The sequence below is a fragment of the Paenibacillus sp. Root52 genome, assembly GCF_001426865.1.
In the GTDB taxonomy this organism is placed as follows: domain Bacteria; phylum Bacillota; class Bacilli; order Paenibacillales; family Paenibacillaceae; genus Paenibacillus.
This window is the reverse complement of the sequence record NZ_LMFO01000029.1, coordinates 79586-103784: the sequence shown is the minus strand read 5'-3', so window position 1 is coordinate 103784 and position 24199 is coordinate 79586. Positions and strand designations below refer to the sequence as shown.

17 protein-coding genes are annotated in these 24199 nt (G+C 44.9%); 3 read left to right on the top strand and 14 right to left on the bottom strand.

What is annotated here, in order from left to right; genetic code table 11:
- Positions 1 to 264 precede the first annotated feature (264 nt).
- The 6 genes from ASD24_RS21505 to ASD24_RS21480 all read right to left on the bottom strand — a co-directional run bounded on the left by ASD24_RS21505 (position 265) and on the right by ASD24_RS21480 (position 8624).
- Complete coding sequence (locus ASD24_RS21505; RefSeq protein WP_056700382.1) at positions 265 to 963, bottom strand: hypothetical protein; 699 nt, start codon at positions 961 to 963, stop codon at positions 265 to 267.
- A gap of 190 nt (positions 964 to 1153) precedes the next feature.
- On the bottom strand, positions 1154 to 2683 hold the full coding sequence (locus tag ASD24_RS21500; RefSeq protein ID WP_056700381.1) for an ABC transporter substrate-binding protein: 1530 nt from the start codon (positions 2681 to 2683) through the stop codon (positions 1154 to 1156).
- A 124-nt stretch (positions 2684 to 2807) separates the two neighbouring features.
- Positions 2808 to 3716: a carbohydrate ABC transporter permease gene (locus tag ASD24_RS21495; protein WP_056700379.1), complete on the bottom strand. Its 909-nt coding sequence runs from the start codon at positions 3714 to 3716 to the stop codon at positions 2808 to 2810.
- A 17-nt stretch (positions 3717 to 3733) separates the two neighbouring features.
- Positions 3734 to 4720 (bottom strand): ABC transporter permease, encoded by a 987-nt coding sequence (locus ASD24_RS21490; protein WP_082560521.1) that lies wholly within the window; start codon positions 4718 to 4720, stop codon positions 3734 to 3736.
- A 395-nt stretch (positions 4721 to 5115) separates the two neighbouring features.
- A complete protein-coding gene (locus ASD24_RS21485; protein WP_056700376.1) occupies positions 5116 to 6735 on the bottom strand; it encodes a response regulator transcription factor in 1620 nt (539 codons plus the stop codon).
- Positions 6735 to 8624, bottom strand: coding sequence for a sensor histidine kinase (locus ASD24_RS21480; protein WP_056700373.1), 1890 nt, complete (start codon positions 8622 to 8624; stop codon positions 6735 to 6737). The genes ASD24_RS21485 and ASD24_RS21480 overlap by 1 nt, the downstream gene beginning before the upstream one ends.
- 276 nt (positions 8625 to 8900) lie before the next feature.
- Here ASD24_RS21480 and ASD24_RS21475 point away from each other — a divergent pair, with 276 nt between their 5' ends.
- On the top strand, positions 8901 to 10334 hold the full coding sequence (locus ASD24_RS21475; protein ID WP_056700372.1) for a hypothetical protein: 1434 nt from the start codon (positions 8901 to 8903) through the stop codon (positions 10332 to 10334).
- Here the strand turns inward: ASD24_RS21475 and ASD24_RS21470 are convergent.
- From ASD24_RS21470 to ASD24_RS21450, 5 genes are all read right to left on the bottom strand, one after another.
- Positions 10329 to 10943: a DUF4269 domain-containing protein gene (locus ASD24_RS21470; RefSeq protein WP_056700370.1), complete on the bottom strand. Its 615-nt coding sequence runs from the start codon at positions 10941 to 10943 to the stop codon at positions 10329 to 10331. The two genes, ASD24_RS21475 and ASD24_RS21470, sit on opposite strands and share 6 nt — an antisense overlap.
- A gap of 20 nt (positions 10944 to 10963) precedes the next feature.
- Positions 10964 to 11170, bottom strand: coding sequence for a YwbE family protein (locus tag ASD24_RS21465; RefSeq protein WP_056700368.1), 207 nt, complete (start codon positions 11168 to 11170; stop codon positions 10964 to 10966).
- A gap of 161 nt (positions 11171 to 11331) precedes the next feature.
- On the bottom strand, positions 11332 to 12087 hold the full coding sequence (locus tag ASD24_RS21460; RefSeq protein WP_056701126.1) for a polysaccharide deacetylase family protein: 756 nt from the start codon (positions 12085 to 12087) through the stop codon (positions 11332 to 11334).
- A 120-nt stretch (positions 12088 to 12207) separates the two neighbouring features.
- The gene (locus tag ASD24_RS21455) at positions 12208 to 13146 is read right to left on the bottom strand and encodes an aldo/keto reductase (protein WP_056700367.1); all 939 of its coding nucleotides are present in this window, start codon (positions 13144 to 13146) and stop codon (positions 12208 to 12210) included.
- A gap of 93 nt (positions 13147 to 13239) precedes the next feature.
- Positions 13240 to 15264: a Na+/H+ antiporter gene (locus ASD24_RS21450; protein WP_056700365.1), complete on the bottom strand. Its 2025-nt coding sequence runs from the start codon at positions 15262 to 15264 to the stop codon at positions 13240 to 13242.
- Between the two features lie 238 nt (positions 15265 to 15502).
- Between ASD24_RS21450 and ASD24_RS21445 the strand changes: the two genes are divergently transcribed.
- Positions 15503 to 15802 carry a hypothetical protein gene (locus ASD24_RS21445; protein ID WP_056700364.1) on the top strand — a complete coding sequence of 100 codons (300 nt, stop codon included), beginning with the start codon at positions 15503 to 15505 and terminating at the stop codon, positions 15800 to 15802.
- A 193-nt stretch (positions 15803 to 15995) separates the two neighbouring features.
- Here the strand turns inward: ASD24_RS21445 and ASD24_RS21440 are convergent, their stop codons facing one another.
- The gene (locus ASD24_RS21440) at positions 15996 to 16478 is read right to left on the bottom strand and encodes a MarR family winged helix-turn-helix transcriptional regulator (protein ID WP_056700362.1); all 483 of its coding nucleotides are present in this window, start codon (positions 16476 to 16478) and stop codon (positions 15996 to 15998) included.
- Between the two features lie 287 nt (positions 16479 to 16765).
- Here ASD24_RS21440 and ASD24_RS21435 point away from each other — a divergent pair, with 287 nt between their 5' ends.
- Positions 16766 to 17893 carry an FAD-dependent monooxygenase gene (locus ASD24_RS21435; RefSeq protein WP_056700360.1) on the top strand — a complete coding sequence of 376 codons (1128 nt, stop codon included), beginning with the start codon at positions 16766 to 16768 and terminating at the stop codon, positions 17891 to 17893.
- A gap of 189 nt (positions 17894 to 18082) precedes the next feature.
- Here the strand turns inward: ASD24_RS21435 and ASD24_RS21430 are convergent, their stop codons facing one another.
- Both ASD24_RS21430 and ASD24_RS21425 read right to left on the bottom strand, forming a co-directional pair.
- Positions 18083 to 19117, bottom strand: coding sequence for a LacI family DNA-binding transcriptional regulator (locus tag ASD24_RS21430; protein WP_056700358.1), 1035 nt, complete (start codon positions 19115 to 19117; stop codon positions 18083 to 18085).
- A 304-nt stretch (positions 19118 to 19421) separates the two neighbouring features.
- Entirely contained in the window at positions 19422 to 23996 is a 4575-nt protein-coding gene (locus ASD24_RS21425) for an alpha/beta hydrolase-fold protein (RefSeq protein WP_056700357.1), read from the bottom strand.
- Positions 23997 to 24199: the final 203 nt, after the last annotated feature.

Sequence of the window (24199 nt, the reverse complement as noted above, 5' to 3'; positions counted from 1 at the left end):
CTATAAACATAAATGATTATTTTCGTACTTTCACACGATCCGTTTTCACACCATAGCTTTCTTACACCCTTCTATACATACAAGCAGAGTAGCTCACTCTCCATCGTAAGCGTTTCCAAGCGTAAGATACAGGTCACAAAGTCAATATTTCTGCACTAATTCTAGCTATATAATCCAAAAAAGTCGGCTTTCGCCGACTCTTCTTAATCCATTGTAATGGAAATTATGTATGTGTGTATGTATGTATGTATGTACTCTATGCTGCTAGGGCAACTCATAATCAAATACAATATTCTGACCTTCAATCCCAATATCAAGCACAATATCATGAAGTTTGCCTTGAAAAGGGAGCGGTGAACCTGCTAGACCGGAAAATGCAAGCTGACCCGCAAATGTACCACGAGGTTTAATCTCTATGCGTACAGGCTTTAGCTCAACCGAGTTTAAAGATTCATAGAGTGGATCATCTTGATTCCTGTAACTACGTGCAAGATCGGGTTTGACCATAGCAACTACGGGTTGTCCACTGTAGTTTTTGATGATTAGATAACAGCTCGCTAAAGTATCGCCATCATCAACTACATCGTACATGCACGAACTTTGGTTTTGTACATAAGAAACGGCATTGGTTCCCGTTGCATTCCATTTGACTACGTACATGACTTTATCCGTGATAAAGGAATAGCTGAGAACAATGACCAAGACCATTAACCATAGCTTGCTGGCAAGTCGTGGGAACGATGATCCCAACACTTTTCGTGTAATGAAATAACTACAGACCAGCATACCCAGACCTATAAAAAGTGTGATATGAACACCTCTAACATATGTTGTTGTATAAGGTAACAATCCCACTTTACTCAATATCGTATCACCTACCGAGAAGCCCAGATGATGGTTGAAGGTAAAAATGATTGAAAATAGCAAAAAAATGATTGAGAACGTGAGTTTCGCCCTCGACACATAAACACCCCCTAATCAGCCACCTGATTATATCATATTTTTCCTAATTATGATTAACAATCCAAATCCATGTATCAAACGACAAAAAGACATCCTCGGTTATGTACCGAAGATGTCTCCAAGCGTAAACTCTCTATCCATTTTGCAGATATCAAAATCTGCTTATGGCTTGGTTCGTCTACCTACTGAATTATTTTTTGGAAAGGAATGCATCCAGTTGTTCCTGTTTCGCTGCAATGATCTTATCAATTCCTGCGGCTTTCAGTTTTTCCAAGTATTTAGGGATCATCTCGCTTGGATCTACTGCTCCAGATGTCATACCTGGTTTAAACTGTTTGTTCACATTGTTCACCGCAGCAATTTCATTTTTGACCGATTGGCTGTTAAATGTAAATCCTAAGGCAGGTGACTTCACACCTTTGGCATTAAATTCTTTGAATTTCTCCCACTTCTGAGGGTCTTCATTATCCCAGAGGAAGTTCAGGAATTGATTACCGAGCTGCCATTGTGCGCCTGGATTGTAAGTGCGGCTGTTCGCATCTACACCATCAGGCAGTGTGATGATGTTTTCTGCTCCGTCTTTTTTGACAAAATGCTGACCTTCAATACCGAAATTAAGCAAGTTGTTGATTTCTTTATCAGAGTGCAACAGGTTGATTACTTGCATCGCTTTCTCCGGTTGCTCAGAAGAGCGGGAGATTGCAAGCATCGCACCGGAAGCATCACCCGTTGTAATTGTTGGTTGAGTCATTTCGATCTGTGTGAGCGGGAAGCCAACATAGCCTTCCTCTTCCTTATCTTTACCTGGCTTCATACCGTCTGTCCACATGAATGCTTTGCCTGCTTTGGCTTGGTCTTTCGGGAACACATTGGATGTAGCTGCATCACTATTGATATATCCTGCTTGGTACCACTTACGGGCAAGTTCAGCAGCTTCCTTGAATTCTGCCGTCTCCACTTCGTTTAATACTGTTGTGGAGCCTGCTGTCTTCGAGATAACGCCTGGTACAGATGCATCCCCGAGGTAATCCCAATCCAGATTTTCTAACAATCCGTTACCGTTGGTATTGGACATGTAGAACGGTGTGATTCCTGGTTCATTTTCCTTGATGGTTTTGAGCAAAGGCTCTAGATCTGCCCATGTTTTCACCGCTGCTAAATCTAGCTTATATTTGTCAGCTAGATCCTGACGCACGAGCACACCACGCGTTGCCGCAAGTTCCTTATTCGTTGGTACACCATAGTTGACCCCATCTACTTGTGAACCCTCGAGGAAGGCTGGATCTAGATTTTTCTTAATGTCCTGACCATGCTCTTCAAGCAGATCGTTCAGCGGCAGGAAAGCTCCTTTGGCAACATTGACTGTGTAGTTCTGCCACGCTGCTGTGAAGATAATGTCTGATTTCTCACCAGAGGATATCATCAGATTCAACTTATTGTCCCATTGTCCCCAGTCGATCGCATTAATCTTAAGCGTTGCTCCGATTTTCGGTTCCATCTTTTTATTGATCTCAGCTTCTACCAAGGCAACATCCTTCTGTGGTGTTCCTGGATAATACAGCGTTACTTCATAAGGCTTCCCTCCACCTTCTGCTGCACCTCCGCCTTCTGCACCAGGCGTTGTTGTTCCGCTCTTATCCGTTGAACAGCCTGCGAGCACGAGACTCAGTGCCATGACTGCCGCCGCAAGTCGCGGCCATACCTTTAATGTTTTAACCAAATGAACCCCTCCCGTCGTGTGTTAAACCTTACAACCAGACCGCCAATTACCCCAATTCACGATTTTGTATATGCCCCTTCAGCTATCTTCGTGTTCCTACTCTTCCTCCGCTAACCGGCCGGAGTTAGCCCTTCACTGCACCTACGGTAAGCCCTTTGATGAAATACCGTTGGAAGAACGGATAGGCTAGCACAATAGGTCCAATTCCGACTACAGCCATTGCCATCTGCAATGTTTTGTTCGGTAGATTCAGCAATCCACCCTGTGATGAAATCTGTGAGGACACATTCGAGTTAGAAGTTAAATATTGAATATCGAGCAGCGTTCGGTACATCAGGTACTGAAGGCTGATCGTCCGGTTATCCGATATAAAGATCATACTTAAATACCAGTCATTCCAGTAATTAAGCGTACTAAAGAGTGCAACCGTTGCCATAACTGGAAGTGAGAGCGGAAGTACAATGCGTGTAAACGTTCTCAGCTCACCCGCTCCATCGATTCGTGCTGATTCCAGTATGGAAACTGGGATCGAATTCGCGAAGAACGTCCGCATAACGAGTACGAAGAACGGTGATAGAAGCAGCGGCAAAATAAGTGCCAGAATCGAATTTTTCAAATCAAGCACATTCACATATACGAGATACCACGGTACCAATCCACCATTGAACAACATAGTGAAGAAGATGAAGAATGCGAACCATCCTCGGTATGGTAAATCTCTACGTGAGAGCGGATAAGCATACAGTGCAGTCAGAGCCACACTCGTAATCGTTCCCACCACAGTTACAATGATGGAAATGCCGTAGGAGTGAATGATCTGATCCATATCCTTGAACAAAAACTCATAAGCTGTCAGACTGAACTTCTCAGGAATTAACTTATAGCCGTTTGCGATTACTGTTGTTTCGTCCGAGAAAGAGATGGCGAAGACAAGCAGGATCGGCACGATACAGGCTATGGCGTAAAAGAGAAACATGCCGTGAATAATTGAAGCGGAACGCCGCGAAACGGCCAATGGATCACGTGTTTTCACAGTTGACTTGCCCCCTCTCAAAATAATGCATTATCTTTGTCTATTCGTCTTACGATGGTATTGGATACCAAAACAAGCACGAAGCCGACAATAGCCTGATAGAGACCTGCAGCAGAGGACATTCCTATATCGCCGCCGACCAAGAATGTACGGTACACATAAGTATCAAGTACGTTCGTTACAGGGAACAGCGCACCCGATTCTAATGGAACCTGATAGAATAAACTGAAATCTGCATAGAATATACGGCCAATCTGTAACAATGTCATAATGACAATCAACGGAATGAGAAACGGTACCGTAATGAAACGAATCTGATGCCATTTCGTCGCTCCATCCAAGACGGCCGCTTCATAATACTCCTCATCAATGCCTACGACGGCTGCCAGATAAATGACGGCATAATATCCTATATTCTTCCACGTATTCACCAGTGGCAATATATAAGGCCAGTACTTCGGCTCAGAGTACCAGTCAATTGGCTGTCCACCAAAGATCTGTAATATGGTAGAGTTCATGAACCCCGAATCCTTACCCAGGAACGCAAGTACCAGGTAACTGACTACAATCATGGATAAGAAATAAGGCAGCAGCATAAGTGATTGGTATAATTTCGACATGGCCTTGTTCTTAACTTCATTCAGCAAGATCGCGAGGCCTACGCCGACAAATAGATTTAGTGCGATGAACACGGTATTGTACGCAAGTGTATTCCGCGTGATCTCCCACGCGTCACTCGTGGAGAACAAATACTTAAAGTTATCCCATCCGCTCCAAGGGCTACCTAGGATACCGTCGGCATAATTCACATTTTTGAATGCAATGAGTACGCCGAACATTGGCATATAGTTGTTCACCAGGAGAAACAGAATCCCTGGCAGAAACATGAGATACAGCACCTTAAACTTTCCAAGATTGTACAAGACCGATTTACGTTTGCGAACTGACCCCGCTCCTACATCTGATATCCGTGCGCGATTACCCGTCTCGGGTTGTGTCTTCATAGCCTCTTCTCCCTCACTCCTCTTGAATTCTTCCTCAGGACTTAGCACCGATTGTGTCTCCTGTGGTTCAAGTATACGGCTGTGAGTTCTGATCCAATATCTACTGTGGTGACCTGTTCAATGATCAAATTATGACTTTCTCGTATAAATTCGTGTTCAAAAGCGGACTTTTTGAACAACCTCTTACAATTGAAGTTCAAAAAGTTCGCTTTTCAGTACCGAGAATATGGGATGAAGCTAGAAATGGAGTAGCGGAGCGTAGGCAAACCTACGTGAGCAACGGACATTTCGGTTGAATCCCATATTCGACGCTGAGATGCCATTAGGCATCCTTCGTAATCAAAATCGGACTTTTTGAACAACTTCTAAAAATACAAAAGACGCAGCATGCTGCGTCATAGCTGTACGGTACGCGATTGTTTGCGAAATTCCTGGGGGGTTATGCCGGTGCACTTCTTGAACATTTTCGTAAAATGAGAATAGTTATAATATCCCACCTTGCCCGCAATATCCGTTACCTTCACGGTAGACTGGGATAATAACGTTTTCGCTTTCGCTACTCTGCGCTGTAAAATAAACTCCGAAAGAGACATGCCCTTCTCCTTCCGAAAGAGACGAGACAGATACGCGGGGTTAAATCCTGCAAAGGAAGCTAGTTCTTCTCGCATCAGCTCTTCACCAATATGATTCTCAATGTAGATGCACAATTGATCCACGATCGTCATTGGACTATGATCGTCTGGATACAACACAGGTACCACACGGCTAATTAGTTCTAGGGTCCACTGCTTCAACTGGGGCAAGGAACGTGTTACGACACTTTCTTCCGGCTCGCGTTCCCCTGGATAAAGACTGCGTACAGATACATTTTTCTGATGAAGCAAAGGATATACCACATGAAGCATCGCATGATAGTACAGTCGCAGAATCTCCGGTGACAACCTCTCTTGTCCAGCCAACAACTCGAAAATCTCATCGACGCGTTCACGTAAATCTCCTACTTTGCCTGTCTCGAACAGAATGGACAATTCGGAGAACCACGGAATCGGTAAAAAGCGATCTTCGGTATCTCGGCCTTGCTCATCGTATACAAATACACCTTCGAGTTCCTTGATATTGCGACGCTCCATGTCCATCAACTCATTGAGCATCCCCTGTAATTCAGTAACCGCAACAGGGACACCCACATAACAGGATAATCGGCAATAGAAGTACGTACCGCATTCTCGAATATAGATCTGGCAATCCTTTTCCATCTCTTTCGCTGAAGCCACGATGCCATCCTGTTCATACGCAAGCACAATATTTAGACCTCCATGATCTTGAAACACCTCACCAGGTCTGTCTCCTAACAACATTTCCTTGGCTGCATTTCGCAGCGCATATTCCAATACCTCTTCATCCCGAAGGTCAAATTCACGAACCCATTCCTCCACCGAAATGACGATTGGTACAATTCGTGCATTCGGATCAATCTCGGCTCCATACACTTCGGCTAATTCCTGCAAGCGCTGTTTAGTCAACGTCATTCGTTGAGATATCGCATCTTTCCAGAACCGCTCTGTCAATAATGGCTTATGTGTCTGCCACCGTTTATAGACGGTCTCGTAGAGTTTATTTGTATGTGTGCGCTGCTCACCTGCTTTGATTTTGTCTACAGCCTGACTTACTATCTTGAGCAATTGATCCGCAGGAGCTGGCTTAAGCACGTAATCAAAGCTGTTCAGCTTAATTGCCGACTGCGCATATGCAAACAAAGCATGACCTGTAAGGAAAATAGTCAACATACCTGGATCATGCTTAAGAACCCAACTCTGTAGATCGAGCCCTGTCTCGCCAGGCATTTCAATATCACAGATCATGATATCGATAGCGTGTCGCTTCAGTATTATTCGCGCCTCTTCAGCATCTCCTGCACTAAATACCTGATCAATGCCCGCCGAGTGCCAGTTCACGCCTTCAACCATGGCCTGTAGGGCATATACTTCATCATCCACGATCAATAGATTCCGCATTAGGCTCCCCCTTCTTCTTCTTCCGTCTGAGCGGGTACATGAATTACGACTTTGGCTCCGCCATCTGCTTGATTGCTGAATGCAAGCCCGGCTACATCTCCATATTTCACCATCAATCGGTGTGCTACATTCCAGATCCCAATATGCTGTCCCCCTGGATCTTCTGCATATTGCCCTTGTTGCAAACGATCCAGCAACTCCTGGTTGAAGCCTACGCCATTGTCCTCTATCGTTATCAATAACATCGGAAGCTCTTCTGTCTCCTCATCGTTTGCAGTAGAACCAGATACGATTGCTGTACCCTGACCTTTGATGCGAATGATAAAAGGCTCTGTACGCCGCTGGAATCCATGTATAATTGAATTTTCTACGAAGGGTTGTAGCGTTAACGGTGGCAGCACATAATGCCCCAGGCCAGCTTCTACTTCCAGCGAAAAACTAAGCTTGTTGGGAAAACGAAGTTTCTGAATCTCCAAATAGTGGCGTATATGCTCCAGTTCTTCATCAAGTCTAATGACACGTTTGCCTGCTCGCAGACTGAAACGGAAATAGTCAGCCAGATGCCCCGCCATCTGTTGCACCAGCTCATGCTTCTGTAGAGAGGCCAGGCTATGAATGATATTGAGGGAGTTCAGATAAAAGTGAGGGTTAATCTGCATCTGGAGCTGCTTGAACTCTGCTTCCCTCGTTCTTAGCTGCTCCTCATAAACATCAATCTTAAGATGCTGGATCTGACTCGTCATCTGATTGAAGCTTCGAGTAACAAACTCCAGCTCCGAAGAAGCGGGTGGCTCCAACCTAACATCCAGCTCTCCCCGACTCACCCTTCTCATACCACGGATGAGCATATTCATCGGCCGGAACAGTAATTGACGGACAAAGACAAGGGCAGTAATAAGAATGACAGCTGCACCAATAGGTAGCAAACGAATAATCCGCTGGAAGAACGGTAAGTTTCGCATCATGTCTTCTTCGGGCAAGAGCACAACGTAGTTCATCTTCGACATCGCTGAAGGCAAGCCCAGCATCAAATATTGACGTGCCTTACCTTTGGGTACTTCTTCCGAGATAACCTGATAGGGGTTCTTTAATCCTGGAAGATGGGCAGCCGCTAGCTTAATCTGATCTGCACTCAACGATGAATTGGATAATGCTATCCCATCTATTCCTACAATAACAGCTCCACCCCGATCTCCCGATTCCGTGAATTGCTCTGGATAATTCAGTGCGTTCATATCCACAAGAGCCCCCGCGTAGAATTGCTGGTTGATGCGAACCGTCTTCACAAGTGCATTTCTCGATTCGCCGCGGACGATCCCCCATTCAGGCTGCTGAATATCCCCTTCGAATTGCTGCATCTGCACGGGCATACTCTTCTGCACGAGCGACATTTTGATGTCGTAATCACCGGAGGTAGCGAGTAATAGATCATCGTTTATGGCGTCGTATAAAAAGAAGGAATCGATCAGATTGTAGAAGCCAATATCTGTCATGAATTTATTCATAATCCGTTGCTTAGCAATAATGTAATCCCCGCTGCCGTATTTTAGAAAAAACAAGGAAATGATATCGGGGTCGCGTTCACCCAAGCTATATAGATAACGATTCGTTTCTTGAAGGACTCGTTCATTTTGTTCAACGCTCTTGACTAGATGATTCATACTCGTAAGCGATACTTGATCACGTACAACATTCATGGCGTACACATTGTTATAGTACATCAACAGAAACAAGGGCAGCATGATGAGTGTCAGACCAACAATAAATTTGAAACGTAATGAACGGATGAAGTTCATAGATGACCGCCCTTTTTTGTTCAGCATTAAAATCTTCTTGGCATAACCCACAATTGTAAACGTTATCAACAATGCTTGTTCTTTCTTATTCACGTACAAGATAGATCGCCTTTTTTTCCATTTTTCTTCCTTATGATGGCATGTTCATTGTAATCATGCTCGCTTTCCGTTGTCTATGCACTTTGGTGACCTCTAACTACTACTCTGGTGACCTACAGTAGTATGAACGATACACATTGTATAGTTAATTAAGTTCTCTATCTGTAAAAAAAATCCTCCTACACCATGCATTTCTCTATGAACGCCTGATGCTGACATGCATACGATATAGCACGCCTTGGGCTCTTAAGATGGAGGGGGACTTATAATGTGAATATTCAACTTGTTCCGTTGCATTATGTATATCTGGCGTTTATCGTACTTATCATCGCTGTAATGATTCGGCGAAGAGATACAACCATTATCTGTGTCGCTGGTATTATGACCATTGGTCTGTTGGCTACCGAATCATTAACCGGTTCTGTGTCAGGCATATTTAACAGTTTTATCTATGCGGTGAAAGAGCTGATCAGTACTATATTCATCATCTCGATCATTGTAGCTATGAGCCGGGTGCTCATTCGAACAGGTATTAATGAAGTGATGGTAGCGCCACTGACACGATTTATCCGTTCACCGCAGGTCGCTTTCTGGGGCATCGGCCTCATTATGATGGTGGTCTCCTTCTTTTTCTGGCCATCACCTGCAGTTGCTCTAGTAGGAGCTGTTTTGCTGCCTGTTGCGGTTCGTGTAGGGCTTCCTCCCATCGGAGCGGCCATCGCCATGAATCTTTTTGGACACGGGATTGCCTTATCAGGAGATTTCATCATCCAAGGTGCGCCCAAACTCACAGCAGATGCTGCCGGACTTCCAGTAAGCTCTGTCATTACGGCGAGTATTCCACTCGTCATTGTTATGGGTGCCATATCCACCATTACGGCATTTTGGATGCTTCGCAAAGAGATGCAGGCAAATCACACCAATACCCTTCGCAACCCGGTCACAGGGGAAATGTACGTGAATCCTACCGCATCCACTTCTGCACCGGAAGCGACGACTCCCTCCATTGAACAACAACCTCTGCCTTCCATTTGGAAAAGGGTATTCGCCATTCTAATTCCGTTGTTATTTGCAGTTGATGTTATTCTTATGTTTGTGTTAAATCTTCAAGGCGGAGATGCTACAGCCCTAATTGGCGGTACCGCTGTGCTGATTCTGATCGCAGTAACCCTTGTAGCCCATCGCCACACAGGCCCCGAAGAAACAACGAGTTACCTCATTGAAGGGTTTCAATTTGGATTCAAAGTATTTGGCCCCGTTATCCCAATCGCAGCGTTCTTTTATCTCGGAGATTCAGCCATCACTGAGCTGTTCAACAATCCATTGCCTGATGGATCTCACGGTATTGTGAATGATCTTGGTGTTGCCTTAGCGGGACTCGTACCTTTGAATGATTCGATTGGTGCAATCACGCTTACACTGACCGGTGCGGTCACAGGTATGGATGGTTCGGGGTTTTCGGGGATCTCTCTCGTTGGTTCGATTGCAACAATGTTTGCCGATACAGCTTCATCTGCAGCTACACTTACCGCTCTAGGGCAGGTTGCCGCGATTTGGGTCGGCGGTGGAACTTTGATTCCTTGGGCGTTGATTCCAGCCGCCGCCATATGCGGGGTAAGTCCGTTTGAACTTGCTCGTCGAAACCTGAAGCCTGTATTACTAGGCTTAACAGTCACGACTATTGTAGCCATTTTCTTATTATGATGATTCATTAATCATTGAAGACAACTGAAAGAATGACGGCTGCTTACGCGCCCAATCTCTAAGCTCGATATGACTCCACGTTGCCAGATGCAGCATCTCCACATAGGGATCGCCCTGTAACCCAAGCACTTGAGCAAAGGCAGGCTCAGTCTTGAGTCCAGAACGTTTTAATCTTCGAATCTCACGATGTCCCTCAGATCCCCATAGTTGTAACAGTTCCCACTCTACCTTCATATGAAGATATGCGTTCTGCTGTTGAATGGGGACAGCTTGAGCAAAAATCTCTATAGGCCAATGGTCAATCTGAAAGTTACATGTCACATAAGATGTTCCATCCACACTTCGGGTACCACGATTACATTGGAAATGCAGCATGTTACCCAATTCTCGGTGAATATGAATTGCAAAAGCATCTAGATCATGTGCCTCACAAAGGATATCTAGATCACTACCTGGAATGTCGATATCTATAGGTACAGTTCCCGCAGGATAAGCCTGAAATGCTGCCAAGGTAAGTAACACTCTACTTTCTTGGAGCACTTGATAGGCATCCTGCTGTCGTTCATTCCCTCCTGCGAGATGTGCCATTACATCTGCTGTGCTCTTCATCTATTGTCTCACGCATTCAATCACTGCGCTGCTCCACTGATAATCTGCTTAACTCGTCCTACCTGTCCATTGGTGAGACGAACCTTAATTCCATGAGGATGTGTGGGTGACTTGGTCAGTAAATCCTTCACGATCCCCCGTGTCAGCTTGCCAGTAGCTTGATCCTGCTTCAGCACGATATCCACTTCTAAGCCTGCTCTAATGTTAACCCGTTGTTGTCCGTTCATCCGTTCTCCTCCTTATATATAAGTCAGTCCTAATTCATAACGCCACCTGTAGCAAATCTTCATCTATTGTAGACGTTTTGAGATCAAAACAAAAGCTGTGCCTGCCAAATGCAAAAACCCGCTTCGCTCTGAAATCCAGAGACGGCGGGTTTGAATTCCAATTACGGGTGAACTTTCGAAGAGGATACGCCGTTCTTTGCAGCCTCCTTGGCTTTAACAGCAAGCAACTCGGATACGGTCACGAAGTGATAGCCTTCTTGTTGAAGTTGAGGCAAGATTCGTGCTAATGCCTGCACCGTCTGAGACTTTCCTTCCACTTTGTCATGGAATAGAACAATGTCCCCGTTACGAACGTTTTTCAACACTTTGTTGGCAATGGTAGCGACTCCTGGGGAAGCCCAATCGCGAGTGTCCTGATGCCAAGACCATAACACAATGGTATACCCTTTTTGCTTGGCAGCTTGAATCACCATATCGTTATAGTAGCCACCGGGAGGTCTAAACAACATTGGACGTGCAACCCCCGCACCAAGGATAGACTTCTCGGCCGCATCCATGTCTCGGATATAGGTGTCAGCACCCGTAGATCGCACTGCATACGTATGTGCATACGTGTGATTAGCTACCTCATGTCCTTCCTGCTGCTCTTGCATGACAAGTTGCGGAAATTTCTCAGCCCATTTACCTAACACAAAAAACGTAGCTTTGGCTTCATACTGCCGGAGCAAAGCCAAAATTTCGGGTGTCTGCACAGGATCCGGGCCATCATCAAATGTTAGGGCGATAAGCTTATCCTGTGTAGGCACTTCCCACACAATCTCTCCACGTTCCTCGTAATACTGCCGGTTCTTCTGCGCCGGCTTCGCATAAACCGTATTACAGCTCAATAAGAGAATCACAATGAATATTCCGAGCATTCGGGCTTTTTTCGGGATCAGGGTCATGTTCATATCCTTTCTATGTTGATGAACCTACACTCTCCCTGTTAGCATTACCCGATTCCCCGGAACTATTTAGAACGTGTCTGAAAACTCGGCCTAGCGAAAAATCTGATCTATTACTGCAATTTCTTCAGCAGTCAATTCTACCTGCAACGTCTTCAAATTATTAATCACCTGTTCCGGTTTCTTCGCTCCTGGGATCAGGGCATCAATGGAAGGCTGGGATAGATACCATGCCAAGACAAGATGAGCAACCTCAGCGTTTTTGGATTCTGCGATGCTGCGAAGCTGATCTACCTTGTCCAAATTGCGAATAAAGTTCTCTCCGGTGAAGAGTGGATTCGTTGCACGTCCGTCTTGGAATGTTGTATCACGATTATATTTGCCTCCCAGTAGCCCTGCCGCCAATGGGAAGTAAGGAACAAATGAAATGTGATGTTCTTTTGTATAGGGAAGCAGTTCTTGTTCTGCTTCTCGTTTAAATAGATTATATTCGGATTGCAGGACGTCCACGTGCCCATCGCGGTTTGCTTCCCGAAGCTGTTCAACGGAGAAGTTGGATAAACCTATTGCCCGAATTTTGCCTGCATCCTTTAATCGCTTTAACGCACCTACTGCTTCGTCCTTCGGTGTCTGTTCGTCTGGGAAATGAATATAGAATAAATCGATGTAATCCGTCTGTAAACGTCTTAGTGCTTGGTCAACAGCTTCGGTTAGAAAGGCTGGAGAGTTATCGATCTCAACCTTTCCATCGACCAATTTATGTGCAGCCTTGGTTGCTATGATTGTATTTTGACGCTGACCTGTTTCTTTGAGAACTTCGCCAATTAATCGCTCAGAATGCTCCGGACCATAGATGAAGGCTGTATCCGCAAAGTTAATCCCTTGCTTCAATGCCGTGCGAACGACTTCTTTACCCGTTTCATCATTCAACATATCTGGATAGATATTGTGTCCACCTACTGCGTTTGCACCTAACCCGATGGGGTTAACGACTAGATCTGTTTTGCCTAAACGAGTGTGTTGTTCTGCCATATCTCATCTATCTCCTTTTTCTGAAGGTGTGTTCACGTGCTTCCTGTATTATATCAAACGCATAACCATATTTAAAATATCGGATTTGTCAGGTTAACTATTTTTGAGCACGGTAGCCTCCACATCATTGATAAAACGCCGTAATTTAGCAGCCACGTCCCGGTTAATTTCACCATTCTCATACAATTGCTGTACCGTATTCCGCTGCTCTTGAATCGCTACCATCTGCAGCTCCATCTTGTTCTGATCGAATGGATCTTCCTTCTGCCCTTGATTCCAGCTACGCAATTTGGAGATGACACGCTCATACTTGGCAATAACCGCTATCGCCACCGTACGATTGGCATCGTTCATCTGGGCACGGATCGCCTTAATCGCTGCTTCAGAGGTACGAAGTTTAACCTGTTGAAACAGCTCTGCATTTTCGATCATGAACTGCGGCGTCGGTGCTTCTTGGCGCTCGGTGAACAGATGTCCGATCACACGTCCAATCTCACTGATGGAGAACATCATTTGTGTGTTGGTTCGGTTAGCCAGCATCATTTCTTTGCGATCCAGCCAGCTATTACACCGGAATGCTGCGTCAGATGCAATTACATTTTCATCCAACATCTTCTGCACTTCCTTACGCTCAGCCCGTGTACCGATCAGGTTAATGGCCGCTTCCTGTTTAAGGATATCTTTGCGTTTCCCCGCGGTGAGCTGACCAGCTGCCTGTCTGATATACTTCGATAGGTCTGAAACTACAGCAAGCGCTGCTGCCTTGTTCTCCTCGTTCATCTCTGACTTCACCGCGCGAATGGCTGCATTTAGCATAATATCTTGAGCTTTACGCTCGGTCGTAAGTGGTTCGCCATCCGTTGTTTTCTCATCATTTTTGGCTAATACCGGAAGCAAGGCACTCGCTGCAATTAATGTTAACAGAATGACACCTGCCGCCAAAAATATAATGAGATCCCGCTCTGGGAAAGGCGAGCCATCTTCGAGTACATATGGAATGGAGAATGCACCCGCTAGCGTCACCGCCCCTCTCACACCTGAAAGAGAAATCAACGTCATTGCTTTGAATTTTGGCTTTCCAATCGAAGATTGAGGACGAAACCATTTGTTCCCACGCCAGAATACATAAATCCACGCAAAACGTAATACTAACAACAACAACGTAATCAGACCTACGTAGCCGAGAACCTGTCCATTATTAAACGAAGCATTGGCAAAAATAGTATTTAACACATCTGGAATCTGCACGCCTAGAATGACAAACACCAGACCATTCAGAATATACAAAATTACAGACCACGTGCTCATCGATACAACCTGCATTTTCAGTTGCACGGATTCCGTTCGATCACGCTCAATCGCATGAATGATGCCACCAGCTACGACTGCCAAAATCCCCGAGACACCAATCTCTTCACTCACGAGATATATAACGAATGGCGTCAAAATCTGCAGAAGCATATGAATGGTTACATCCTCCATTCCAAGACGACGAATCCAGACACCAAGCCGGATCAGCAGAAACGATAATAATGCACCGGCAAGTAGCCCGCCGATTGCAATAATTAAGAAGCTAACCGAGGCCTCAGCAAGTGAAAAAACACCTGTAACCGTTGCAGCAATTGCAAATTTGAAAGCAACCAATCCAGAGGCATCGTTCATTAACGCCTCTCCCTCAAGTAACCTATGTATGCTTTTGGGAAGATGCACACGTCCTGCCATCGCTCCAACAGCTACAGCATCCGTCGGGGACAAAATTGCAGCCAGCGCAAAGGCAGCAGGAAGTGGAATGGTAGGAATAAGCCAGTGGATCGCATATCCGCCCACCAGTACGGTGACAAATACAAGCCCTAGAGCAAGAAGTAGAATGGGTGCTCTAAGATTCCACAATTCATTTCGAGGTGTTCGTTTGCCATCGTTGTATAACAATGGAGCAATAAACAGCACAAAGAACAATTCCGGATTCAGTGGCAAATGTACGCCGGCCGGTAGCAACGCTACAGCAAAACCAAGCGCAATCTGAATGAGCGGAACGGGGATAAAAGGTACAAATCGGTTCAATATATTGGATAAACCGATCAGAACCAGTAAAACGAGGACTGCGATAAATAGTTCCATGATGTCATTCCCTTTCCGCGTAATGAACATTGATGCCTTATTTTAGCATATAACGAATAATGGTTATAAAAATGTTGTCATATACATTTACCCAGCCACCGCATTTTATAATAGCTTCGTTTGAACAATAGTGATTGATTCTGTTCCTTCGTAATTAAAAGCGGACTTTTTGAACTACCACTATAAGATGTTACAATACGTTCAGGACAATACCCGTTTGGAAAGGATTTTGGTAATTATGGCATTTGGAATTAAGCGAAAAGAGCTGACAGCCTGGAAAGAGCGTGTCTCCCGTGGCGAAATTGCCTATCTCACTCATTTTTGGATTGATCCCCGTTTCCCTGGCGTAAAGAGTGTGACCAAAGTGGGATGTGCAGATTTGGAAAGACTCGAAGAATGGTGCCGCGCACATGGACTTAATCCTCGTTATATTCATCGACGTGAGCTTTTTCCTCATTTTGATCTTCTCGGTGAGAAACAAAAGGAAATCTTGCAGCTTGAAGGTCTAACAGACCATATTCGCAGGTTCCACCTATAAGCGAAAACATTTTATAATACCCTTAATGAAATATGAAATGCATATTCCTGCAAATTCAAAGACCACTTATGAACCTGTAGGTGAATGAATTTAAATTGATATGTAAAATAAAAAACGCCAGTCTTCAAGGTTTAGACCTCAACGAAGGTCTGAAATTCTTGAAGGCTGACGCCTTAAATTGAAACGTATTACCTTATCGATTCGCTTGCTCAAGTGCTTTCATGTTCTCCAGCAGCTTCAGCTCAATTTTTTTGAGCATGCCGATCATCTGTTGTTGTTCCTCTTCTGTAAGTGCCTGCAACAATTCCCAAGTCATGCGGCCACGATTCGCAATCAATGTACGAGCTAGCTGCTCTCCATCACTTGTAAGGGATAACCAGACAATCCGCCGATCCTCTTCACTGCGCACCCGTTGAATAAGCCCCTCACTCTCCAACTGATTCAGGACAATTGTCGTTGCTCCCGAAGATAGGCTGAGCTGTCTTGCCACATCAACAGCCATGCAACGTTCTTCACGTAATATCATGGCCAATATATGATTTTTGGTTGGATTCAGTTTGCAGTTTGTTTCATTCTTCTGTTGCTGATCCAACACTTTATTTTTATATCTGAAGAAGGCCTCCAACAATTGATCGATATTTGCCAATTGAGAGTTTCGCTCCGTATCCGGACTCATAACTGTCCCTCCTACCTATGATCATAACCTACCTTATATTGTAACATATTTGTACTATTTTGTTTGTGAAATATACGTTTGCATTCGACGGGTTCAATTGGGATGAATGTCAGACGTTTAGGCAAGTTTAGAGACAGGTACTTAAACAACCTATTGCAATATCTTAAGGAGTTTGTTTATAATTACTTATGCTCAAAGTTACTTTTAGTTACTTAATGATTTTTATAAATTTATTGTTATAAAGTACATGAATGATCACCTATAATACAGCGAAGGAATTTTAACATATGAATAATACAAATGAAACAAACCAAACGCTGACTGTCGATGTCTGTATCGTTGGGGCGGGGCCAGGTGGAGCACTATTGTCCAATCTGTTGAATCGACAAGGCATATCTACAGCTTTAATTGAACGACAGCCACATCTTCACAAGTCATTCCGCGGAGAGCTGCTGAATACGGATGGAGAAGCTATATTAAACAAACATGGTCTATACTCCATTATTGCTGAGCGCGGAGCACTTCCGCTGGAGGAGATTCAATATTGGGAAGACGGTAAAATTATTAAAACCATTTTCCCAAGTGATGAAGTCTCGCACGTTGGCATCCATGTACCACAGGATCACTTGTTAGAGATTATCGTCACCCAGTCACAGCAGCAAGAGCAAAACCATGAGCATATCCTCTTCAATACCATTATGACCGGGATATTGCGAGAGAAGACCGGTAAGCCTGTTGGTATCAATATCCGTCAAAATGGCGTTCCGTCTTCCATTGAAGCTTCCATTATCGTCGGTGCTGATGGACGATACTCAGCTGTACGGAAACATTCGGGAATGATCCCCCTTATTCGTAAGCATGGTTATGACCTGTTATGGGCTCGCATCCCGGCACCTGTAGGCTGGGAACCTGCGGTACGAATGGCAAGCATGGACGGACAACAGCTGGCTCTCTTTTCTCAATTCGGGGGCTATGTTCAGATCGGCTGGAACATCCCCCAAGGATCTTATTCCAAGTTGCGCGAGCTGCCTTTTACACCTTTTGTTCAAAAACTGGTCACGGCATTCCCTTGTTTGGCTGATTCGGTTAAAGCGCACATCCAAACATGGAGTGACTTTGTCTTATTATCTGTGGAAAGCAGTTATTCAGAGACATGGACGCAGGACAATATCGTGCTCATCGGTGACGCTGCTCATACGATGACTCCCACAGGTGCATTCGGACTAAATGCTGCTCTAGAGGATGCAGATATGCTTGCAGAACTATTGACCCGCATGGCACAGGATCAGTTCGCTTCGATGAAGCCCCTGCAAGAGTTGCAGTCATTACGCGGAGATAAAGTGAAACAGCAGCTTGCACGGCAGATCGAGATGGAGGTATCTTTCCAGCAACGCTATGAATCCTTCCTTAATTAAGGGAGCAAGATGGTCTAATTGCTCATATGACTGAGCTGTCTAGGACTCGCCCCATACAATCATCATAACGTTGTACGACAATAAGCCATGACCCTCCAGCTCGGAGTTCATGGCTTATTATGGTGGTATTCATTCTAATCGAGAGATCAACCATCTATTAAGGTTCAACCAATTGTTGTTGTTTTTCTGCTACGGAGTTTTAAGTTCAGCACAGCTTCCTCTGATGATGAGTTTCGTAGGAAGAACTACTTTTTTGGCTATATCACGCTTGGAGAGAAGCCGCTCGGCGATCAGTTCTACGGCGGTCTCGCCTATGTACTCCATATGTACCTTTACGGTCGTTAACGGTGGCTGCATAAATGCCGACATCGCAATGTCATTGAAGCCAATAATAGACATCTCTTCAGGCACCTTGACACCTGCTTCATGAAGAGCGCGGAGAGCCCCTACAGCCATCGAATCATTTTGAACTAAAAAAGCCGTTGGGCATACCTGCGATTCCAGGGCACTTTTCATTAGCTGATATCCATCCTCTGGGTACCAATTACTTCCCATATACACGAAGGCAGACTCATGCAAGTTGTGTTCTTGAAGCCATTCGCCAAAAGCAAGCTCCCTCTCATCACGCGTCGTTCTAGCATAGGACTCATTGTGTCCTCCAATATAACCGATTCTGCTATGACCAAGGCTACTTAAATAATCCAGCGCTCCTCGAACCGCATGACGCATATCAAAAACAACCGAATCAAAATGCTCTTCATCCGGTGATGAATCGACAAACACAACTGCATCTAGATTAGCTGGGAAGCAATCGATATCCTTCTGCTCAAACCTTCCAACGGCAATGATCCCATCAGGTGCTTCCCCATTCCAGTCAATGCCCTCTCCAGTGGTGTGCTTATACATCTTCACAAGTTCGAACTGATGCTTGAAGCATTCTCTTTCAATGCCAAGTCGAATAGCCAGGTAATACGGATCCAACATCTCCTCCTGATCTGTATACCAGTTCATCAGTCCAATACGCCGGGTTTCTTTGGTTACCCCATGTGCAGCCCCACTACCGTTACGCTCCCTTGGCGTTCGATAATTTAATTGTTGAGCAATTTCGAGTATGCGTTTACGCGTCTCGTCTGATACGGAGAGGGTTGGGTCATAATTTAGCACTCTAGAGACGGTAGCAATAGATACACCCGCCTGACCTGCGATATCCTTAATCGTTGCCATAATACATAACGTTCCTTTCTTCCAGCTATGACCCCATCATCAACAACTCTGCAATCTGAATACGTTAGCCTGTTGCTAATTCAGCGAGATCATCACAATTAATTCACCTGATAAATAGTGTATCAGATGTCTGGTTGAATGCCCAACAATAACATCCTAGAACCTTGAAGAATCCCTCTGCACAGAGTAACACCCTATTATGAAAAAAAGACCTCCAGCCCGCGTGGCCGCGAGCAGAAGGTTTAAAACTTGTTTGTCCTTTTTAGATTATTACGTATCTATCAATTAGCTATTCCGTAGGGTATTACTGACCCTTATGTTCCATTAGGTTCAATAACACCTGCACAGCTTCACCTCGGGTAGCGATACCCTGAGGCTTCATGGACTTACCATTACCCTGGATTAATCCAAGCTGTACAAGTGTAGATAGTTGCTGCTGAGCCCAAGGACGAATATCTCTTCCATCTGTGAATCCAGCCAACGCATCATGACTGGTTCCACTTTCGCCTGGGTACAGCTTTTGCAGTGCATTATAAGTCATAACAGCCATCTGCTCTCGTGTAATCTGTCTGTTCGGTTCAAAAGCCACATCAGACACACCGTTGATAATGCCTGCTTGATATGCAGCCGCAACGGAGGATGCGTACCATCTGTCCTGAGACACATCAGCAAACGGTGCATTTGCTGTTTCTTCAAGGCCCAGCATACGGGTAAGTAGAGCGGCAAACTCTGCTCTCGTCACAGAACTTTGAGGTGCAAAATTCGCATCGTTAACTCCTTTAACGATGTGCTGAGCAACCATCACTTCGACAGCACGGTTATACCATGAACCGGACTGAACGTCATTGAATGGCTTCGTAAAAGTCATCAGACTATAGGTTCCCAATTCGTTGATCTGGGCTTCAAATGTGTCTGTCTCGCTATGCCATGTACTGCGCTTAAACGCTGCTTCACCTTTCTCGTTCCAGTAATACACACCGACGAGCTGGTGATCGGTTCCAGCATCTGCTGCAAGTTCAATTTGGACTGGCTGCTCGAACGTAGGATTCAACTGGCGAACTGTGCCATCTTCAAGCGTAGCAGACAGCTCCAAGCTGATGAACGATCCGGCTGACTTGAGCTGACCGCCCAAATGCTGTCCAGCCGACGCAATCTTCGAATTTTGTTCAGTGGCTGTAACAGGTATTGATTTCAGATTCAATAACTTGAATCCAGAACCCAGCTCTGACATGATCTGTTTCAAAGCGTCAAATGGAAGCACAAGTGAGATTCCCTCTGCGAGTTTGATCGACAGATCCGTTTGCTTCTCCAGCGCAGCAGCAACATCTTCACGGCTTACCGTGGTTGCACCGTTAACACCGTCCGTATTCGTATTTGCTCCTGGTGTAGCAACCGGTTGAGTCGGAGTGATAGCTGGTGTGCCAGATGAAGAACCTCCTGTAGAGCTTCCCCCGGTATTGCCAGGAGATCCTCCCGTTGAACCATCTACCGTGTAATTCGCAGTAGCAAGTGTAAACGTGCGATCTAGTACTGAAGCTTTCAGTTTTAAGCTGTAATTGCCATCTTGAAGAGCAGGAATGGTTAGTGTACCCTCCTTCGATACACCGCCAGTACGAGCTTTAAGTGCATCCTGTTGTACAGCAACTCGCTCCCCTGTAGCCTGATTAACGAGTTCAAGAATGACAGGGATGTGTAGATCTGGCGTCTGATTTTTCACATAAGGTGACGTCGGAATGTTATCTACATAAGCATTTAATTGTTCTTTTGCAGTCACCTGGTATGTCACTGTTTTGTTGCCAGATCTGCTCTGGATATTAAGACTTCCCGCCAAAACTCCGTCTGTAACATGTGCATCAGCAAAATGTCTGCTGTGCTGAGCGAACGACAAGTCTATCGACTTAGTATAGAACGCACTGTCATGTAGTCCGTCACGAATCTCGGCATAATGTTCTACATGATTATCCTTCAAATACTTGTGAAGCGTCGTTACCGGCACGTCAAATTTGTACACATCCTCATTACCTGAATCCAAGTAAATAGAATACCGTTTCAACGCTTCAACAGGGTAAGATTTAATAATCTCAACTGGATTCTGGCCTGCTTGAGTGAAGTTTATTGCCCCCATATGACTTGCTGCTGAAGAGAATAGATCCGGGTATTGGAAACCAATCGCGAAGGAACCGAATCCACCCATGGACACGCCGGAGGTTCCTCTGTAACGCGCATCATCAATCGTTCTGAATTTCTGATCTACATACGGTACCAGATCCTTAACCACCATGTCCTGCCATTTCACACCATCAGGCTCTGCTCCATTTACCCACCAGCTCATTCCGGAAGAGTCAGGCATAACAACAATCATATCTTTGGATCGTCCTGCAGCGATCTCTTTGTTCAAAATCTGATCGATTTTGTCGATCTCGTAGGACTCACTGTCACTGTTAAACTGGTGAAGTAAATACACACTTGAATAACGCTTGTCTGGATTCGTCAAATAGCTCTGTGGCAGATAAACTCTGTATTTGACCGTCCGCTTCGCACTTTCTGAATAGAACTCCGTCACAAAGAACAGTTTCTGGTCACCTGTTTCTCGAAGTTTACCGTTCTCCTGCTGATAATATTGAGATACCGTTCCCTGCTGAAGTACCGTCTCGGTTCCATCTGCTTTGGTTCCTGTTACGACAACTTCAGCCGTATACAAGTAACGGTTATCCAGTGTGAACACATACGGATTGTTGATCTTGGTTTTGATTGTTGCATAATCTTTTGTCCACTGTTGTCGTTGTTCCAGCAGCTTCAGTTTATCAATGCCTTTCTCAAAATATTTAGCCGACAATGTATCTGCGTAGACAGTCAGATTTTTCTGATCTATTGCCTGGTATTGCTTAGCCGCGAACTCCTTCACTGTGGTTACTTCGTTCTCACTAGGCACCTCAGAAGGTAGGTCTTTAATTTTTTGCATCGCCGCCTTCGTGTAAATGCCAATAGGCCCAGAATACCAGCCACCACCGCCGTTATCGTTAAGCATGTACACGGCTATCGTATTGACCTGACCCCGTTTCAGCAGATTACTCGGGATTTTATATTCACGCGATGCTGCCCAGAAAGAAGACTTATACACGCCGTTCACGAAACCTGTCTCGCCAACTTTAATTCCATTAATATAGGTGATGTCAGCATCATCTATTTTGCCGGCCATTAAGGTCAGGTCCTGATCTGGGAAATCTTCAGGAACAAAAAATGTCTTCTGATACCAAGCAGCTCCGTAATAATTATTCAGCCCTTCATAACCGCCGAACCCGTCTGTCCACCAGTCCAGACCCGGCTGCACTGTTGCCCAATCCGTCGTATCCACATTTTCGGCTTCTCCATGTAGTGATGGTCCTGGATATGAATCTTTCTTAAATTTCCAATCCCCAAGCAGATCAATCTGAATATCTTCAGGCAACGTACCTGTTGGCGTAACGCGGATTAGGGGTTTGGAACCCAGCGATATCGTTGAGCCAAGTAACGAGGCTTCGAGAGAAACAGTTGTACTTTTACTACTGCCCAGCTGAACCACTGGAATATTGAAACTGTCATTAAAAGTAGATTCAGCAGAACCCGTAATAATGTCCCCCGCTTTCTTCGTATCACTGTACAAGACCTCACCCGCTGGATTAGTTACCTTCAGCGATACAGACAACTCAAAATCCTGATCTGTACCATTATTCTGGAACAGCTGCGCCGCAGTCCGATCCAATTGAGTTGTGTAGGCTACACGAACCTCATTCGTATCGGTACCCAATGCTTGAGGCGTAGCCGTAAAGCTGCCTGTTAGAATGCCTTTGGCAAATTTCGAATTAAAAGCACCCAAAGAACGGTTCAGATCCACGAGTGGATCGGTGGTGTGATCACCCGGACGCATCTGGTAGCCATGTGAGATGGATTTGGATCGCAGATGAGCGTGAATAGCATTCGTGGAGTTATCTGCATATGTATTAGGGTCATCCGCATCACCATCCAGATAAATGGAATACGCTTTCAACTCATTCTCTGATTTGCTTTTTATCATCTCCATCGGATTCTTTCCAGCAATGGTCATGCCCAGCGGAGCTCGATGGCTTCCAATCGAACCAAATACCTCTGGGTGATCAAGCCCGACGACAAAAGCACCAAAACCACCCATGGAAATACCCGTAATTGCTCTGTATAGCGGTTTATCAATTGTTCTGAATTTACCATCAACTACGGGAACCAGATCATTTACAATCATATTTTCCCAGTTTCCTTGATCATCACCTTCCGTCTGATTGACGAAATAGCTCCCTTTGCTTGAGTCTGGCATAATGACAATCATTTTCTGAAGTGTCCCATCCTTCATCCACTGATCTAGCTTGTCTGCAATGCCACTGGACTCAAACTGCTCACTGGTATTGTTCTCTCCATGAAGCAAATAGACAACAGGATACGTTCTTGTGCTATCGTAATATCCTTCTGGAAGGTATACCCGATAACTCATTTCCTTCTGATTCAGGCTATCGGACACATACGTTGCTGTGTAGAATCTGAATTTCTGTGCTTCAGGTGATCCCTCCGGAGTGCTGGAGATTAACTGACTGCTCAGTTGGGTGTTCTGCTCAGTGACAGGTATAGCAGACTCTTGTTCTATTGGTGCAGTTACAGATGGATCATCGACCACTGCTTCCTGTCCACCCTGTATCGACTCTTCCTTTACAGACTCTTCTTGTATAGATTCTCCCTGCACAGTTTCCTCCTGCACAGCAGTTGTTGTTTCCGCATATATGAGACTTGGCGATGAGGTTAACATCAGAGCTGCCGACAATGCGGCGATGGGTATCGTCTTTCTTTTCGTTTTCTTGGATCTAGAATCTTTCATGAACTAACCTCCCTAGTTACTTTATGATAGCGTTTACAATTGAACATTACTAATTTATCATTATTTTTAGTAAAAAATCAATAAGATTTTACTTATATTAAGTAAAATTATTTTTGGAGTGCATTTTCTCTTTTCTCTAAGCGTAGCGTAATCCGATGTTTAGCGTTAAGAATAGCTGAAATGTGACTTATAAACCCATCCGA